The organism is Paenibacillus sp. FSL P2-0089 (assembly GCF_038595095.1).
Lineage (GTDB): Bacteria > Bacillota > Bacilli > Paenibacillales > Paenibacillaceae > Paenibacillus_AQ > Paenibacillus_AQ silagei.
Genome location: NZ_CP152006.1, coordinates 7,032,077 through 7,049,410 on the forward strand (window position 1 = coordinate 7,032,077; position 17,334 = coordinate 7,049,410).

Consider the following 17,334-nt stretch of genomic DNA (forward strand, 5'->3'; position numbering starts at 1 on the left):
GCATTCTACCCTATTTGAAAATTCCACTTGGAAAATAGGCCTAAACTCTGAATTTGGTCTAATGTAGTAATTTTGTTTTGCACACTCTCTCGTTTCATTATTACGGTGGCACGAAAAAAGCACGCAGACGTCTGCGTGCTGTACTGGCCGATGTATAATTTACCCTGTTCTTCTTCCAGATAGCTTGCCGCTATTTATGATACGGATCACCGTAACATTGTAAAGGCGAAAGAGAATATATGTATTCCTTAAAACAAACGTCGTTAGGTGATAGATATTATGGAAATATTAAAATACAAAGCCACCTTAATTTAAAATTAAGGTGGCTAGGGACTTTTAGCAAGCTACGCAAGCTTGGCACGCCGTCTTGGCTATTCGTTATTATATGTATTTATTTTAGCTTATATTCGTACTAAAGTCAATCCAGCCTATATCCATTCATCTATTCTTGAATTTCCCATCCTTTCAAACAAAGCATGCGTAATATCATCATTACCATACTTAATTTCATTATTCCAAAAACTATGTAAAAACAACTTTATTTCTGATAAATCAATATACATTCTTAACACATTTAATACATCAAATAATTTAATTACATACTGTGATCTCATAGGTAATAAGTGTAACTCTGAAATTAGATGGTTATTTATTTTTAAGTTTTGAGATGTCCTGAACCGATTGACCAATTCAAAGTGTGCGCAGGAATTTCGTAACTCTCTAATTATCTCTAGAGAGTTTAAGAACTTCTCCTTCTCGTAGGGCTTCAAATTAAAATCTCTTAAAATGGCATCAAGAGTACGCTTTTTAAATCCATACATTAATATAATTAAATCGTTTAACATGAGTGTTTTAATAACAACCCAGAATGGTGGATTATTATATTCATTAATATAAGGGAATTTCAGCTTACAATCATCAATATAGTTTAGACCTTGTATGGTTTCTTCTCTTTGTATATTTATGTTGAGGGATACAGTTGATCCAGAAGTTATACTTACAGTATGCAGTGCGGCTAAAAGCGTTCTTTGGTTTGAATTATAGAATGTACAGATACCCGCTTTAACTTCTCTTATTGAAAAAGATCCAAAACGACCGGTAAAGACTCCCTTTAATATTGTCTTTGAAGGTTGATACGTTACAGTTCCGTTAAATGTACCTTTAAATTTCCCTCTGTACTTATAATTACTTCTAAATAATTTATGTGTTTTTTCTTGATCCGTTGAATTGTAAAAATAATTTACATATTGTTTTGGGCCGTCGGTCGATCCTGGTTGATTATAATAATTAATGTCTATGTAATTATTATTTTCTGCTAAAGTTGAGCAATGATTTTTACAAAAATTATATGAAATTGATGTTTTTAATTTTGTTTCAAATTCAGAAATTTTCTTTAGTATTAGGCTCGATAATTGTTTATCAAAATCATGCAGCTTTAAAAAATTATCAAATGACTTTTTAGTATATTTCTTAGGTAAATTTTTTGGTTCATCAAGTAATAATGTCTCATGACCATTTATAAGCTCAAAATAGTTCTTATCTGTAAGATGTTGTTTAGCAGAACTCAAATTATTAATTTGCAAACCCCTATTTTTCAATAACCGAATCTGATCAAAAATAGTATTAAATGCTTTGTCTCTTGGCACCAAAATCCCCCCTTCTAACTATTCTACAAAAATTTAGAATCTATTAATAGACAATGTAAATACTATAATAAATTGCGCCCTACTTATGAATAGCTTCACCCTAACAGCAGTCCCCTGTCACCCTATCCCCCCACCACCGCAATCAGCACCGGCAGAACCAAGAAGGAGGCCAGCGTCGTCCAGACGATACAGCGCGAGACCAGCGCAGGCGAGCTGCCGAAGCGTTCGGCCAGGACGACGGAATTGACAGCCACCGGCATGGAAGCCAGGATCAGCAGCACCGAGAACAGGGTGCCTGTGATGTTCAGGGCGAGCAGCACCAGCGCGGCCAGCAGCGGAGCCAGCACCAGCCGGACGGTCAGCCCTGTCCAGAAGGCCAGCTGCACATTGCGCTCCGTGTGTGCGGCTCTGACCTTCACCATCTGTGCGCCGAGAATCGCCAGCACAACTGGCGAATACGCACCGGCGACCATTGACACTCCCGAAGCCAGCTCATGCGGCATATGCAGGCCAAGCGCCCGCAGCAGCAGCGCCAGGATGGCGGCGTAGATGGCCGGCAGCGAGAAGACTGACTTCAACGCGCTGCGCACGGAGAACTGTGACCGGGCGGCAAAATACACGCCGATCGTATTCACGATCACCATCTGGGCGATGACATAGACCGATGCCTTGTCCAGGCCCAGCTGGCCGAAGGCCAGCAGCACCAGCGGCAGGCCATAATTGACGCTGTTCGTAAAGGTGGAGATGAGCGTAAGACCGGCGGCCTCCGGCGGAGCCAGCTTCAGCATTTTACCGATTAGGGTCGCCACACCCCACAGCATAAACAGGTTCATGAGCGAGAAGCCCAGTGTCTTATAGACATCATCGAAGGAGATATCCGCCGTAGCCAGCGTGTCCAGAATAATAGCCGGACTGAGAAAATACAGATACAGCGTCAGCAGAGGCTTCGTATCGAGCTGCTTATACCGTCCAAGCAGCGCTCCGGCGGCCACCGGAATGGACAGCGGTACGATGACCTCAACAAGTGTCGTGAGTACATTCTGAATCACAAGCCAGGACTCCTCTATGTAGTAGTTATTTTCTACTATAACCCTCCTTGGCAGGGAGCGTCTAAGACAAGGAAGCAATATCCTTGATAGCAATTGCCTATGACTCCCGCCGCGTGCAGACAAAATAACCCCACAAAGTGGAGCTTTAGCGTAGGTGTTGACTCAGGTACTTTGCGGGGACCCCAAAACATAAAAAAAATCCCGCACCCTTAAATTAAGGGCCACGGAATTTCGGTTAGGTCTTCCTTTTATAGCATTTTGATCTCAAGCAGCTCGTATTTGATGATCCCCATCGGGGCATTGACGCTGATGATATCGCCTACCTTTTTGCCGATCAGCTCTTTGCCGAGCGGGCTCTCGTAGGAAATCTTGTTGTCCAGCACATCGGCTTCCGCCGGGCCAACCACTCTATATTCAATCTTCTCCGAGTACTCCACATCGTTGAGGATAACGATGCAGCCTACGCTGACTGTACTCAGATCCATATTGCTGGCATCCACGATCTGCGCCTTGATCAGCATCTTCTCCAGAATCATAATGCGGGTCTCCATGAAGGATTGATCCTCCTTGGCGGAGTGGTATTCGCTGTTCTCCTTCAGATCGCCGTAGCTGATCGCCAGCTTAAGCCGGGCTGCAAGCTCCTTGCGCCCTGCTCCCTTCAGTTCCCTCAGCTCTTCCTCCAGCTTAGCCAAGCCTTCTTTGGTCAAAAATACTTCGTCATTATTAGACATGTATACAACTCCTATTATTTGCTCACTTTATAGTATTCTAACTCATAATCGCCCAACATGCGAAGAGAAAGCGCTATAACGCATTATTAAGGAGTATTTACGGCAGAGTCCCGGCTTCAAGCCTCTGCCTGCGGAGCAGGGGCCGCTGCAGGCTTGCCGCTGCCGCTTCTCAGGAGAAAGGTCAGCGGAATAGCCAGCAGCCCCACTGCCGTAGCGATCAGGAAAATATCCTGCACGCCCATCGTCATCCCCTGCGCCTTCAACAGAGAACCGGCTGCCCGGGCTGGCCTATCCGCCAGCTCCTGCTGGTGGGCCAGCGATCTGGAAGCAAGCAGCGAGCTGAATACGGCAATGGACAAGGCACCTGTAGCCTGGCGGACCCAGTTGGTCACGGAGGAGGCGTGGCCGGTGATGGCCCTTGGCACCGCCGACATTCCGGCATTGGTCACCGGCATGAAGGCCAGCGCAATGCCGACATTGCGCACCGCCATAAGCACCGCCACACGGGTATGGGTCACGGCCAGCGTGATGTGGGCAAGCTCCCAGGTTGAGGCGCTCAGCAGCAGAATACCGCCCAGGATCAGCCAGAACGGTCCGATCCGGGAGTACAGCTTGCCGACCACCGGTGACAGTACAGCCATCACGATAGAGCCTGGCAACAGCACCAGCGCGGTCTTCAGCGGGGTAGACTGCTGGATATCCTGCAGGAAGACCGGGATCAGAAAGGTCCCCGAGTATAACGCAACGGTAATAACACAGTTGATGATCAGGCTGTAGGTGAACCGGCTCTGCCGGAATACCTTCAGATTCAGCAGCGGCTCCTGGATCGACAGCTCCCTGCGGATGAAATACGTTAAGGCCGCCGCCCCAATCAGCAGCAAGGTCAGGGTATTCCATGACGTCCAGCCCCAGGCGCCCCCTTTATTGAACGCCAGAATAATGAAGGCGCTGCTTAGAATGACTGTGACGAAGCCCGGCAGATCAAAGCTTCTGCTCCCGGTGTTCTGCCGCTGGAAGGGTAGGCACTTGAGAGCTACGACAATGGCAATCAGGCCAATCGGCAGATTGATTACGAACAGCGATTTCCAGCCGAAATATCCGGTCAGCCAGCCGCCGAGTGTCGGGCCGAAGGCAGGGGCCAGCATCGAGGACAGGCTCCAGAGACTCATGGCGAAGGCCTGCTTTTCTTTTTCGATAAACTGATAAATCATCGTCATGGTGGTAGGGATGATCAGACCGCCGAATATCCCTTGGATAATGCGGAAGGTAATCAGTGAATGAATATTCCAGGCCACCGTACACAGTGCCGAGAACAAGGTGAAGCCCGACAGGGCGAATACGTAGAGAAGCTTATAGCTCCATTTATCCCCGAAATAACCCACCACAGGTGCAATGACGCCGGTAGCCAGCAGATAGCCGGTAATCATCCACTGTACGGTGCTGATCCCGGCGTGGAAGTCCTTCAGGAAGACCGGGAACGCTACGTTAATGGTGGTTGTACTGAGAATAGCCATGAAATTGCCGAAAAAAATGGCCAGAATAATCAGCCAGAATGATGAATGTTTTGCCGCCGGACTGCTCAAGGGCGCTCTCTCCTCTATTTTGCGGTTCACCCCAATATAGGTGTATGATACAATTAATTTAATATATGTGTATTATACAACTATATGTTTGAAAGTCAATGTGACTTATTTCATGATTCTTTCATGATAAGGCGGCAATATCCGGTGATCTTAGCATAAGGCCGGTGTTATCACTTATACTAGGGAGACATATGACAAAGTAACCGGTAAAGGACGGAATCTAACTATGGCTGATGAACAGAAGGATAAGCACCTCGAAGCTCTGAACCAGGAGCTGATCACGCTGATCCGCCTCGGCTCGCTGGATAAGAAGCATGGCGGGCTGGACCGCTCCTCGTATACCCTGCTCCACCATCTGTCGATACACGACAAGGTAGGCGTTAAGGCGCTTGCCGAACAATTCGGCCTCGACACCTCTACCATCAGCAGGCAAACAAGTGTCCTGGAGGCGAAGAACTATGTGGAACGGGTGCCTGATCCGCAGGATGGGCGCTCCAGCTATTTTCAGCTTACTGCGCTTGGTGCACAGACCTTCGCCGAGGCCCGGGACATCCGGCTTGCGCGCTACGGGGAGATCTTCGGAGACTGGTCCACGGAGGACTGCGGACTCTTCAGCGGACTGCTCGCCCGGCTCAACCGTACCCTGCAGCAAAAATAGCACCAAGAGGATTGACGAATACTGACGAAGCTGGTAGATTGAATTAATCATACAAAATAACTCGGAATTATATTTTAGTCAAAGGGGCCGGTCTGCATGAACTTTATTTTCTTTTCCCCGCATTTCCCCAAGAACAGCGCTGAATTCTGTACGCATCTGCGGGAGCAGGGAGCCACAGTGCTTGGGATTGGCGATGCAGCCTATGACCAGCTGGAGGACAAGCTGAAATCGGCACTGACCGAATACTATAAGGTAAGCAACCTCGAGAGCTATGAAGAGATTCTGCGGGCTGTCGGCTATTTCACCCATAAATACGGCAAGATTGACCGCTTCGAGTCGCTGAATGAATACTGGCTGGAACAGGATGCTGCGATCCGTACGGACTTCAACATCTACGGCACTAAGTCGGATTTCGTCCATAATCTGAAGCAGAAGTCCAAGATGAAGGAATTTTTCCGCAAAAGCGGGGTAAGCACCGTCCAGTTCTCCACCGGCACAACGCGTGAGAGCGTCGAGAGCTTCATCCAGAGCGCCGGCTTCCCGCTGGTGGTGAAGCCCGATCTCGGCTCCGGGGCCAGTAACACGTATAAGATCAATAACGAAGAGGAGCTCCAGCACTTTTTTGACACGAAGCCGGAGGATGTAGCCTTCATTATTGAGGAATTCATAGACGGGGTCATCCTCACCTATGACGGGCTGGTAGACAGGGACGGGAATGTACGCTTCGCGGTCAGCCACCTGTTCGAGAACAGTGTGATGGATGTCGTCAATACGGACAATCACCTCTACTACTTCTGTCTGCGGGAGATCAGTCCAGAGGTCGAGGAGGCGGGCCGGAGCATTTTGCAGGCTTTTGACATCCGGGAACGGTTCTTCCATATCGAGCTGTTCAAATCGCACAAGGATGGCCGGATCATTGCCCTGGAAGTAAATATGCGCCCGCCCGGCGCTTGGATGACTGATGCGATTAACTTCGCCTATGATGTGAATGTGTATAAGGAATGGGCCAGCATGGTTGTGCATAATGAGGTCGGCGGTCCATACGAAGGCAAATATTATACCGGCTATGCCAGCCGCAAGAATCATAAGCATTACGCTCACAGCCATGAGGACATCTACAATGCATTCGGCGGGAAGATCGTCAATTATGACGAGATTGAAGAGGTCTTCAGCAGAGCAATGGGCAACCGCGCTTATCAGTTCCGTTCACCCGAGCTTTCGGAGGTCAGAGACATTAGAGGCTATATTCAACAAGAAGAGGGATAGGATGTGTTAACGGATGAGGATAAGCTACCATAAGGAGTACAGCCACAACCTGGGCAGAGACATGGAGTATAAAATTTACGGCCACGCCGGCAAACCGATGCTCGTCTTCCCCACCTCGCTTGGACGCTTTTATCAATATGAGGATTCGGGCATGATCGATACGCTCTCGTCCTTCATTGAAGCGGGCAAGCTGCAGATCTGGGCCTGTGACAGTCTGGACGAGGAGACCTTCTTCTCCACCCACTGGAACAATGAGGACCGGATACACCGTCATGAACAGTATGACAAATATATTGCGCATGAGCTGATTCCCGGCATCCTCCATGAGAGCAAGCACAACAACGGCGGGACCGACCAGCGCATTTTGATCTCCGGCTGCTCGATGGGCGCTTATTACAGCGCCAGCTTCTTTTTCCGTTATCCGCACTATTTCGATACCTTGATCGCCCTGAGCGGCGTCTACTCCACCTACTACTTCTTCGGCGACTATATGAGCGGGAACGTCTATCTTAATTCACCGCTGCATTACCTGCCGGGCCTGACGGATGAGCATTATCTGAACCAGTACCGCAACAGCACAATTATCGTCTGTGTCGGTCAAGGGGCGTATGAGGATGAGATGCTGCATGAGACCCGGCTGCTTCAGGAGGTGCTGGGGCAGAAGGGCATTCCGGCCCGGATCGACTACTGGGGCCATGATGTCAGCCATGACTGGCCATGGTGGAACAAGCAGATTCATTATTATGTGGAAGGCTGCCTGGGCTAGTGAAGCGGGGCTTGAACGCGAATCCAGTTGTAGATTTGCACAAAAAAAGGAACTGCTGAAATCAGCAGTTCCTTTTCTTAAGACCGCTGCCGCCCTGTCCTATGCAGGAACATGCTCCGAACAGAATTGAAGCAGCGCGGCTTCCTCATCTTCTTCCATATCGAAATCGAGCAGCTGGCCTGACGAGGTCTCCAGCAGATCGTAGCTGACAATGCTTGTCTGCTCTTCTTCCACTTTGACAATCACGCGGGCGGACACGCCGTTCTCCACGTACAGCTCATCCTCCTCCGGCACATCAATATTCACGACGAACTCATATCGCTTGCCGCTTAGGATATTAAATGGATCTCTTACGTTCTCCACGGTGTAGCTTGTAAATGTCAACAAGTTGCATTCCTCATTTCTCAATTCACTGCCAGATTATTGTAACACAGTATCTGCGGCTTTGCCTTTGGTCTTCTTAATCTGCTTGCTGCGCAGCTGTCCGCAGGCCGCATCAATATCGACGCCCTGCTCCAGCCGGGTGCTGACACTGACACCCTGCTTCTTCAGCGTATCGAAGAAGGCACGCACCGACTCCCGACTGCTCCGCTGATATTGGCTATGCTCATCTACGGGATTATACGGAATCAGGTTGACGTTCGCCAGCTGGCGGCGGTCTCCAATCAACTCGGCCAGCTCCAGCGCATGCTCCTCGCGGTCATTGATATCCTTCAGCAGGATATACTCCAGCGTGATTCTCCGGTTCGTCTTCTCCAGATAGTAATCAATCGCCGGCATTAACTTCTCTATAGGAATCGCCCGGTTAATCTTCATAATCTGTGTCCGCAGCTCATTATTCGGGGCATGCAGCGAGATCGCCAGATTGACCTGCATATTGGCGTCGGCGAATTCTCTGATTTTGTCCGCCAGACCGCTGGTGGATACTGTGATTCCTTTGCCGGCAATCGCCAGACCCTTGTGATCCTTGATGGTAATCAGGAAGTTCAGCAGATGCCGGAAGTTATCGAACGGCTCGCCGATCCCCATAACCACGACATGGGTGACCTTCTGGCCCAGACCAGCCTGATCCAGATAATGCTGGACCTTCATAATCTGCTCCACGATCTCGCCGCTGGTCAGGTCCCGGCTCTTCGCCAGCAGCCCGCTTGCACAGAAGCTGCACCCGATATTACAGCCGACCTGAGTGGTGACACATACGGACAAGCCGTACTTCTGCCGCATCATCACTGTCTCAATCAGGTTGCCGTCCTGGAGGCGGAAGAGGAACTTCACCGTACCGTCGGCCGATTCCTGCTTGACATGCTCTTCCATCGTCTGAAACACATAATGCTCTTCCAGCAGCTCTATGCATTCCTGATTCATTCCGTCCATCTCGGCGAAGCTGGTGATCCGCTTGCGGTACAGCCATTCCCAGACAGCAGCGGCCCGGGATTTCTTGTGGCCATGCTCCAGCAGCCATGCCGTCAATTGCTCCAAGGTCAATCCATAAATGGATTCTTTATTCATTTCATATCCTCTTTTCAAAACATTAAAGTTCAATCTATCTATTCTACCTTGACAGGGACATTAGCAGCAACAATACCTTATTGTCTCAAATTTCGTTTATTAAAACAAGAGGAAACGCTGCGGAGTTGGGTGCTTGAAGCAGGAAAAATAAAAAGCGCAGTCCGCAGGGACCACGCCTTTTCCATCAAACCTTATTTATACAGAACCTTCTCGACATTGTACTTCGCGCGAAGCTTGTTCACGATGTAGGTCTCATAAATCTCTCTGTCCACCGGATCTTCGACGAGGCAGACTTCGATGCGGGTAACCTCATCACGGTGGGGCTTCATCACGGATACATTATCCTCGAAATGCTTCTTGATCCGCGGTCTTAGCTTGCGGGCCTTGCCCACAAACAACAGCTCGTCCTGATCATTGTAGAACATGAAGATGCCGCCGGCTTCGCGGGTAATCAGGTGGAAATCGGTGAATCCGTAAATATGGCTCAGCTCAGGGTTAGCTTGCTTGTAAATAATAACTTCCGGTGACGGAATGGTAATGCTGATCATTAAGCTTCACTTCCTCATTGGATATAGAAATAAATAGTATCACAGAAAGGGTAACATGACTATTTCTATCTTGTGCAGATTGGCTCATAGGTTACTTGCGCTTCGGCTTCAATTCCGGCATGCCTAGCGTAAGCGCCATATTGCACAGCATCGAATTAGCCAGGAAGGTGCTCACCTTCACCTCAGGATGCGCAAACCCGGCAGCTATTGATCAATCACTCTTCATGGACTGATGAAAAGGGCAACCCTTCACTTCTGCACCCTCAGCGCCATGCTGCTGAGAATCAGCCTCCTTCTTCCGGTAGACGAAGCGCGGGCTTAGCTGCAAATCACGCAGCTTGTTGTCATTCCAGATCGGCGTGGAGGAAGGCGACATCGGCGGAATCAGCCAGCCCCACTTGCCTGACACTTCCCGACCCTGCTGCTGCTCCTGTTCCTGGAAGCGGACGAACTGGTCTGCGGCTGTATGATGATCCACAATACTGACCCCTGCCTGCTTGAAGGAATGGAGGACCGCCCGGTTCAGTTCCAGTAGGGCCCGGTCTTTCCACAGCGAGGTGTTCGTAGAGCGGTCCAGGCCCAGAAGATCAGCCACCGCAGGCAGGCGGTTGTAGCGGTCCGTATCGCCGAAATTCCGCGAGCCGATCTCCGTCTCCATGTACCAGCCGTTAAATGGCGCTGCCGGATAACGGATGCCGCCGATCTCCAGGCACATGTCCGAGACAATCGGAACGGAATACCAGCGCAGGCCCAGCTCCGTGAACTGCGGGATCTCCGGGTGGCTGAGCGGCACCTCCTGTACAAGTCCTGCCGGGATAGGGAAGCAGCGGGGTTCCTCCCCGCCGATGCTGATTACGAGCGGCAGAATGTCGAAATCCCCGCCCGTGCCCTGCCAGCCCAGCTTAAGGCAGACGGCGGTGAATTCATCCGAAGCCGGATCACCGGCACGCGGATGCTCACCGTCCCCGGGATAACCGGCATAGCGGATCAACTGATGATTCCAGATCCGGATAGCACGGCCTTGCTCCTCTTCACTGCGGAAGACGGTAATGACCGGCCGGATACGGCCGCCGTTATTCGCATGTTTCATATGATGCAGCAGCGCCTCAGCGACCTCCGCTACTGTCTCTGCTCTGCGGGCGTCAATCACATCTAGAGAATGCCAAAACAGTCTTCCGATGCAGCGGCTGTTATGACGCCAGGCCATCCTTGCCCCGTGCGCCAGCTCTTCTCCCGTGTGCCTGTATGTACCTGTGCGCTGCAACTCTTCGCGTATGTCCGCCAGACGCAGGTCCCGTTCATCCTCTGTTAACCCCAGTTCCTGATAGCAGGCCGTAATGAAAGACTCCGCCTGCCCGATCAACTCCTGAGTGTTATGCTGTGGAGCTGTGTGTTTCATCTTCTCTCTCCTATCCAAGCGTTGCCTGCTACAGTTCCCTCAGCGTATCATCTCTGTTCCAGCTCTGCCAGCCTGGAGATAATCCGTCTTTTGCGGTAGAGCATCCGCGCAGCCTCTGTGACCTCTTCCAGCGTCTTGCGGTTGAGGTATGCGCCGAAGAACATGCCTGCAACCGGAACGGTTTGGAGCAGCTTTTTCCAGCCCCAATTGTCGCGGTATACAGTTACTACCTCCTTCCAGCCCTGAATCCTTGATACGGTCTCCTGGGTCGCGGCGAGAATGTTGCCGTCCCCGCCTGCCTGCAGATTCAGCTCCTTCAGCAGCGTGCGCTTTCCGACCACATCGGAGGAGGCGAACTGCATCACCTTCACGGTGAAGATCCGCTCGGCCTTATCGGTCGGATCGTAGCCATAACACAAGCCGATCTCCTGAATCGCCTTCAAGGAGAGGCCCAGGACAGCCGGAATATCCGCAGCCAGTGTAAAAATCCCGCCGAAGCCGGTGGTCGCCCCCTGAGCCGTAGCCGTATTCCGGCTCCGCTCCGCGAGCTTCAGTGCCGCTGCATCCATGACAGCCAGCTGGAACGGCCCAGTAGAGGGAGCGCCCGCCGCCCGGCTTGTCTCTTCCATCAGCTTGCCCACCTTGCGCCCAGCCACCAGATAGTTGCCGCCGTTCTGGATGTAGCCGCCCAGTTCATCGAGCAGCCGGCCCACCTTATCGTGGATAACCTTTGGCGTAATTGCATCTAGCAGCTTGAACGGCAACCGGGTAATCCGGTCCCAGATCATCAGCCTATTCTGCTCTTTCTCCCACCTGGTAATTTCCTTAAGCGCAGCATGCAGCATCTCCGGTGTCTCCGGAGGACTCCATGAATCAGTGTTATCCGCTTCCGGCATAGATATGTACCTCCTCTGAATGGTCTCGTCATTACCTTATAACCTATTTCCCGGCAAATGATTGCACAAGCTCCCCCCATTGCCCCTCGGGTACCATTAAAAGCAAACAGGCACCCCGGATCAACTCTGGGAATGCCTGTTCAACATAGCCTGTTCCAGGCTCTAATCCTGGGACTCGACAACCTGCCCATCCAGCGAAGACAATCTGCGCTTCTCTTCCTCCAGTCTCTCTTGGACCAGCTCTACCCCTTGTTTCCCGACCGAACCTTCCGGGGCATGGCGCACGGCTTCCTCAGCGTGCTCCAGGCTGTTCTCTGCCTGATCCATCATCTGCCCGGTCGGATGACTCGAAGCCTGGGTTACAGCGTTGTGCAGCTTCGTCACCGCATCGTGCGCCTGATCCACCGTACTGTTGGTGCGCAGACTGGATTCATAATGCTTCATAAGATCCTTCCCCCTCCATCACAATGTCCGTTCTTCTGTAGGATGGATTAGGGAAGGAAATCTTATGCGGATTGTAGGCGCGGGGTTCACCCGGAACGGATATTTATCTGGTTGTGGCGGGCAGCAACTGGTGCTACGTGTGATTTTGGGGGACAGGCTGGTTTCCGCAAATCTCAGTACTGGGGGCTGTATGCGCTTGGACGGGTGGAGGTCATTATCCCTTTTCGCACACTCTTGTTCCATGCGGACCGTACGGACGTTATTACTCTCAAAACCGTGGCCTTTCGCTCCATGCGGACTGGAGAGACCTTATCCCTCCATAAGCAAGGCCGAATTGGGCCAAATGGGAGCAATAAAGGCTCTGGAGTCCGCATGGGTTCAAAAACAGGCTGAATTCTGGAAATAACGGCGCTGGGGTCCGTACGTACCTGAGTGGAGGAGGTTATGAAGTTTACAACGCTCAGGTCTGTGTGTACTCGAGTGGTAGTGGCTATGGAAAAACGGCGCTGGGGTCCGTATGCGCCGGGCCGGTGGAGGGTATGGTACCTTAAGCAGTGCCTATTAAGCGGTGCCTACACCAGGAACATGGCGACAATGGTCATTGCCGTAAGGCCCAGCAGGACCGGCTTCAGATTGCGCCGGGCCAGCTCGAACGGGCTGACGCCGCAGATCGCAGCGGCGGGAATGAGCGCCCACGGGATCAGGGTGCCGCCGCCGACCCAGATGGCGGCCACCTGCCCAAGGGCGGTCAGCGTTGCCGCGCCGGAGTGGATCGCGGCGGCGAACAGCCCGGCAATCGAGCCGGCCAGCGAGATGCCGGAGAATCCGGAGCCGTCGAGGCCGGTAATCGCCCCGATTACCGTCAGCGTTACGGCTCCCACCACCCCGTTCAGCGGCACGTGATTCGCCAGGGCCACGCCCAAGTCGTTCACGATGCCGTGCGAGCCGTCCGGCAGCACCTTGCCGTACAGCTCAGTGAAGGCGGCGTCGCCCAGATAGAAGAAGGCGGCAATCGGGATGACCGGTCCGAAGACCTTGAAGCCGAAGGTAAATCCTTCGATAAGATAGGCGGTGATCTTCTCCAGGCCCTGCCCCTGGCCGCGATGGGCCAGCAGGGTAATGACAATCAGGATCAGCACGGCGGTTCCCCCGACCAGCGCGGTAGCATCTCCGCCTTGCAGGTGAAGCACGAACATGCCGATCACATCCAGCAGGAAGAGCAGCGGAATGGCGATCGCCAGCCCTTTGCGCAGACGGTCACTCATGAGCACTGGCTGGTCATCATCCGTCCCCGCATCAGCCAGCGGCTCTGCTGCTCCCGGGGAAGCGACCAGGCCGTCTCTCCAGGTGCCATTCTTCTGGTCGCGCTTCATCATCCAGAATGCGCTCACCGTCGTGACTATCCCCATCACAGCAACCAGGGGGATACTGGCTTGCATCACGCTAGACACTGGAAGACCGGCGGCATCCGCCGTCAGTTTCGGAGCGCCTTGAATAATATAATCGCCGGAGAGGGCGATCCCGTGCCCGAACAGGTTCATGGCTACCGCTGCGCCCAGCGCAGGCAGACCGACCCGGACCGCCACCGGCAGCAGAACCGCCCCGACCAGCGCTACCGCAGGGGACGGCCAGAAAAAGAATGAGGTCACCATCATAATCAGTCCGATTCCCCAGTAGGCCATCGCCGGTGTGCGCAGGAACCGGGTGAGCGGAGATACCATCGTCTCGTTGATGCCTGTTATAATCAGAATCCGGCTCATCGCCACGATAATGGAGATAATCATTATGGTGCCGAGCAGTTCCCTGGTTGCATAGACAAAAGAATTAAAGATCCCCGACACCGACCCGCTAAGCGTTGCCGTCGCCAGCAGCCCGAGCGCCAGAATCCCGGTCACACAGATCATTGTCGTATCACGCCGCTTGATCAGCAGCGCCAGAATGAACACAATAAACATCAGATACACCCAATGAATCGCAGTAAGCTGGATACCCATTAGCCATGCGCCCCCTTTCCACTTACAAATAGCAAGCAGGTGCTATATGCTATGCAGGAGGATAGGCCTTTGTTCGCCTCAGGGACGCGCAGAACCTCACAAAAAGACCCCTGCCTCCACCTCATATGGATTCAGGGATCTTATTTGCGGATTACACTCTGTTACCGGTGCCTGCCTGCTCTTCTGGCCCGGAGGAACGCAAGCTGCTTCAGTCTGTCCTGATCGTATAAGCTGCCCGCGATTTCCGGTTGCCCGGTATGTAGATGGGTAATCTCCTGTACGGCTGCTGGTCTGGAGGCGGCAGGAAGAAGGGAGGAGGTTCCGTCCCTGTGAACGATCAGACTATGGCCGGGTGAGGAGTGCGGCTCGCGCACATACTCGTCAAGATAGCCATACACCTTACGCTGCATCACAGGATCTTTGCTCATCTGCTGCAGAATATTCGGAGCGATTATAAGCTCCCGCTGATCACTCCGGTCTCCTGCGCCGGTCTTCTCCCCCTTGCTGCCGTCTTTGGCTACCGCCATAATGCGGACGGACAGACTGTACCTTGCCTTGATTCTGCGTGCCTGTTCCTCAATTGCCGCTCCCACAGCTGCCATCATCTCCGGGAAGCTGAGCGAAGATGAACCGGCAGAAGTATGGTCCGCTTGTTGCGGTGAGCGGGTCAGCGAAGCGGCGTTGATTCGTGATATGGGAATATACATCGGACGCTCCTCTTCTCGCGCGTAAAGTTCAGGACAACTCTTTATCGGCAAAAAGAGGAAAATTACTTATAAAGGGCTATTCCTTAGCCAATGCGCCCGCTGCCGCATCCTCGCCGCCAAGCCTCCCGGAGGTGAAGGAGTAGCCCAGTCCAACGCCGTTGCCTACATAGGTATCATTGAAAAGCACCCCTTCGGACTCCACGCCCACGGCGTACAGCCCTTTGACCGGCAGACGCTTATCATTCAGTACCTGGAACTTGGTATTGACCAGCAGACCGCCTACTGAACAGAGGTTGTTGATCTCGGCAATAACGGCGTAATACGGCCCGCTGCTGCCCATAGGAACCAGATATTCCTTCGCCTTGCCGAACTCCGTATCGGTGCCCGTCTTCGCTGCTTCCTCATAGAGCTTGAACTCAGCGGTAAATACTTCAGGGTCCATCCCTGCATTCTTCGCCAGCTCCTCAAGTGTATTGCCCTTGAAGCCGTCGCCGTTCGCTACCATGGATTCGAAGACTTTATCGGCATCCTTCCATGGCTGCTCCAGTGTGAACTTGTCTGTATAGGAGGCATAGAATTCCGGCGGCATACCCGGCAGCTTAGGCGCCTGAAGCCCCTTCATTCCCTTGGCCTTAAGGGCATCCAGCTGCGCCTGCGAGACAATCACCAGATGATATGCTCCGTTAAAAGCACTGGTATTCGCTGCCGCAACCGCTGTAAGCGTCGCCGCTTCATCTCTGAATCTCGCGCCCGAAGGGCCGACATTCATCAGGGTTGGCAGGTAAGACAGCATCATCGGATAGCTGGCTTCAAACGGCTCATACTGCGTCTTCAGCTTGTCTGTAGCTCTGGCCAGCGTCTGGTGCAGCATCTGCCCGCCGAAGTTGTCCGGCACCTTTGCGCCGATCTCCCAGGACATCTTCAGCCCCTCGCCAATGTTCTGCCCAAGCCCGCCATTGACGCCTTCGAAGCCAAAGGCTTCCTTAACCATCTCTTTATTCCCGGCATACCCGCCGGTAGCCATTACAACGCTTGCCCCTGCAATCTCCAGCGTTGTTCCGTCAGACTTCTTGGCCACGACTCCGGTCACCTCTCCATTAGCGCCAGTCATCAGCTTCTGCGCGGTGGCCTCCGTGATCACCTGTCCGCCGCCCTTCTCTACGGATGCTGCAAGCATCTTGCGCAGCAGCTCCTGGCGGGTCTCATAAGGAGGCAGCATATGGAGCTGTTCCCCGGCGAAGTTCAGGAAGGTGGTGGTGTAGCCCTTGCCGGTCAGCCAGTCATAGGTCTCGCCCGACTTCGTAACGTATTGGCGGATCGCCGCCGCATCCACACGCCAGTGATTGTTCACGATCCAGTCGGCAATCTCCTTCTCGACTTCTACTTTCAGCCCGCTGCTTAGCGCGGCCGAGGAGTTGTAGAATTTGCCCGCCCAAGACAGGTTGCTCGCGCCGCCGATCGTCGCTGTTTTCTCGATCAGGATCACCTTCGCGCCCTTATCAGCTGCCGATACCGCTGCCGACACACCGGACGCACCTGCACCAACCACGACCACATCTGCGGACAGCTGCTCGGTCTTGCCTTCTCCCGATTTCACTACAGCCTTTGTTTTAAAAGCCTCCACATTGCCGCCCGCCTGCTTAAGCGCATCCTCCACAGCGGTCAGAATCGCCTTGCTGGACTCAGACGCACCGCTGACGGCATCAATATTCAGGGTCTGGCCGGATAGAATCTCCTCCTTGACCTTGTTGATCGCCTCTACCCCGATTCCGGCGGTTTCGTTCTGGCTGACCACATCGATTCCGGTAATGACCGAATGATCGTCAAGAGTCACCTCAACCTGAATCTTGCCATCCTTGCCTTCAGCCTCTGCTTTATAGGTTCCCGCTTTGAAGTCTGCCGGTACAGCACTTGTATCCGCTGGCTGTGACGCCTGCGGCGAAGCGGACGGCTGCTCTGAAGCTGCCGGTGCGGCGGAATTGTTACCGCTGCAGCCGCTTAGTAGCGACAGGACCAATACCAGACATACGGTGATTAGGAACACTCGTTTTGTTGCTTGCTTACGCATCAATTTCTCCCCCTGTGTGGTTAATGCAGCCCCGTTTCTCTCTAATGGGACTGTTGACTACCGCACAAAG

General features: G+C 52.6%; 16 protein-coding genes. 3 read left to right on the forward strand and 13 right to left on the reverse strand.

Features of this window, described 5'->3' with window-relative positions:
• Positions 1 to 428: 428 nt before the first annotated feature.
• The 4 genes from NST69_RS29865 to NST69_RS29880 form a co-directional block, all read right to left on the reverse strand.
• On the reverse strand, positions 429 to 1,646 hold the full coding sequence (locus NST69_RS29865; RefSeq protein WP_342547898.1) for an Abi family protein: 1,218 nt from the start codon (positions 1,644 to 1,646) through the stop codon (positions 429 to 431).
• A gap of 122 nt (positions 1,647 to 1,768) precedes the next feature.
• Positions 1,769 to 2,695: an AEC family transporter gene (locus NST69_RS29870; protein WP_342547899.1), complete on the reverse strand. Its 927-nt coding sequence runs from the start codon at positions 2,693 to 2,695 to the stop codon at positions 1,769 to 1,771.
• Between the two features lie 248 nt (positions 2,696 to 2,943).
• The gene (gene greA / locus NST69_RS29875) at positions 2,944 to 3,426 is read right to left on the reverse strand and encodes a transcription elongation factor GreA (RefSeq protein WP_036691918.1); all 483 of its coding nucleotides are present in this window, start codon (positions 3,424 to 3,426) and stop codon (positions 2,944 to 2,946) included.
• A 116-nt stretch (positions 3,427 to 3,542) separates the two neighbouring features.
• Positions 3,543 to 5,009, reverse strand: coding sequence for an MDR family MFS transporter (locus NST69_RS29880; protein WP_342547900.1), 1,467 nt, complete (start codon positions 5,007 to 5,009; stop codon positions 3,543 to 3,545).
• 226 nt (positions 5,010 to 5,235) lie between these two features.
• Here NST69_RS29880 and NST69_RS29885 point away from each other — a divergent pair, with 226 nt between their 5' ends.
• The 3 genes from NST69_RS29885 to NST69_RS29895 all read left to right on the forward strand — a co-directional run bounded on the left by NST69_RS29885 (position 5,236) and on the right by NST69_RS29895 (position 7,699).
• A complete protein-coding gene (locus tag NST69_RS29885) occupies positions 5,236 to 5,667 on the forward strand; it encodes a MarR family transcriptional regulator (RefSeq protein WP_342547901.1) in 432 nt (143 codons plus the stop codon).
• Positions 5,668 to 5,763: 96 nt separating this feature from the next.
• Positions 5,764 to 6,933: an ATP-grasp domain-containing protein gene (locus tag NST69_RS29890; RefSeq protein ID WP_342547902.1), complete on the forward strand. Its 1,170-nt coding sequence runs from the start codon at positions 5,764 to 5,766 to the stop codon at positions 6,931 to 6,933.
• Between the two features lie 13 nt (positions 6,934 to 6,946).
• Positions 6,947 to 7,699, forward strand: coding sequence for an alpha/beta hydrolase-fold protein (locus NST69_RS29895; protein WP_339252193.1), 753 nt, complete (start codon positions 6,947 to 6,949; stop codon positions 7,697 to 7,699).
• Positions 7,700 to 7,798: 99 nt separating this feature from the next.
• Here the strand turns inward: NST69_RS29895 and NST69_RS29900 are convergent, their stop codons facing one another.
• The 9 genes from NST69_RS29900 to NST69_RS29940 form a co-directional block, all read right to left on the reverse strand.
• Positions 7,799 to 8,086 carry a DUF6509 family protein gene (locus NST69_RS29900; protein WP_340980682.1) on the reverse strand — a complete coding sequence of 96 codons (288 nt, stop codon included), beginning with the start codon at positions 8,084 to 8,086 and terminating at the stop codon, positions 7,799 to 7,801.
• Positions 8,087 to 8,119: 33 nt separating this feature from the next.
• On the reverse strand, positions 8,120 to 9,208 hold the full coding sequence (gene rlmN, locus NST69_RS29905) for a 23S rRNA (adenine(2503)-C(2))-methyltransferase RlmN (RefSeq protein WP_036722765.1): 1,089 nt from the start codon (positions 9,206 to 9,208) through the stop codon (positions 8,120 to 8,122).
• Between the two features lie 191 nt (positions 9,209 to 9,399).
• On the reverse strand, positions 9,400 to 9,756 hold the full coding sequence (locus NST69_RS29910) for a nucleotide excision repair endonuclease (RefSeq protein ID WP_036722768.1): 357 nt from the start codon (positions 9,754 to 9,756) through the stop codon (positions 9,400 to 9,402).
• A gap of 211 nt (positions 9,757 to 9,967) precedes the next feature.
• Positions 9,968 to 11,155 (reverse strand): nitric oxide synthase oxygenase, encoded by a 1,188-nt coding sequence (locus NST69_RS29915; RefSeq protein ID WP_340980684.1) that lies wholly within the window; start codon positions 11,153 to 11,155, stop codon positions 9,968 to 9,970.
• A gap of 47 nt (positions 11,156 to 11,202) precedes the next feature.
• Positions 11,203 to 12,051 (reverse strand): EcsC family protein, encoded by an 849-nt coding sequence (locus NST69_RS29920; RefSeq protein ID WP_340980685.1) that lies wholly within the window; start codon positions 12,049 to 12,051, stop codon positions 11,203 to 11,205.
• 162 nt (positions 12,052 to 12,213) lie between these two features.
• Positions 12,214 to 12,495 carry a hypothetical protein gene (locus NST69_RS29925; protein ID WP_036722771.1) on the reverse strand — a complete coding sequence of 94 codons (282 nt, stop codon included), beginning with the start codon at positions 12,493 to 12,495 and terminating at the stop codon, positions 12,214 to 12,216.
• A gap of 572 nt (positions 12,496 to 13,067) precedes the next feature.
• Positions 13,068 to 14,489 carry a hypothetical protein gene (locus NST69_RS29930; RefSeq protein ID WP_340980686.1) on the reverse strand — a complete coding sequence of 474 codons (1,422 nt, stop codon included), beginning with the start codon at positions 14,487 to 14,489 and terminating at the stop codon, positions 13,068 to 13,070.
• Positions 14,490 to 14,650: 161 nt separating this feature from the next.
• Positions 14,651 to 15,196 carry a hypothetical protein gene (locus NST69_RS29935; RefSeq protein WP_340980687.1) on the reverse strand — a complete coding sequence of 182 codons (546 nt, stop codon included), beginning with the start codon at positions 15,194 to 15,196 and terminating at the stop codon, positions 14,651 to 14,653.
• A gap of 76 nt (positions 15,197 to 15,272) precedes the next feature.
• Positions 15,273 to 17,264, reverse strand: coding sequence for an FAD-dependent oxidoreductase (locus NST69_RS29940; protein WP_340980688.1), 1,992 nt, complete (start codon positions 17,262 to 17,264; stop codon positions 15,273 to 15,275).
• Positions 17,265 to 17,334: the final 70 nt, after the last annotated feature.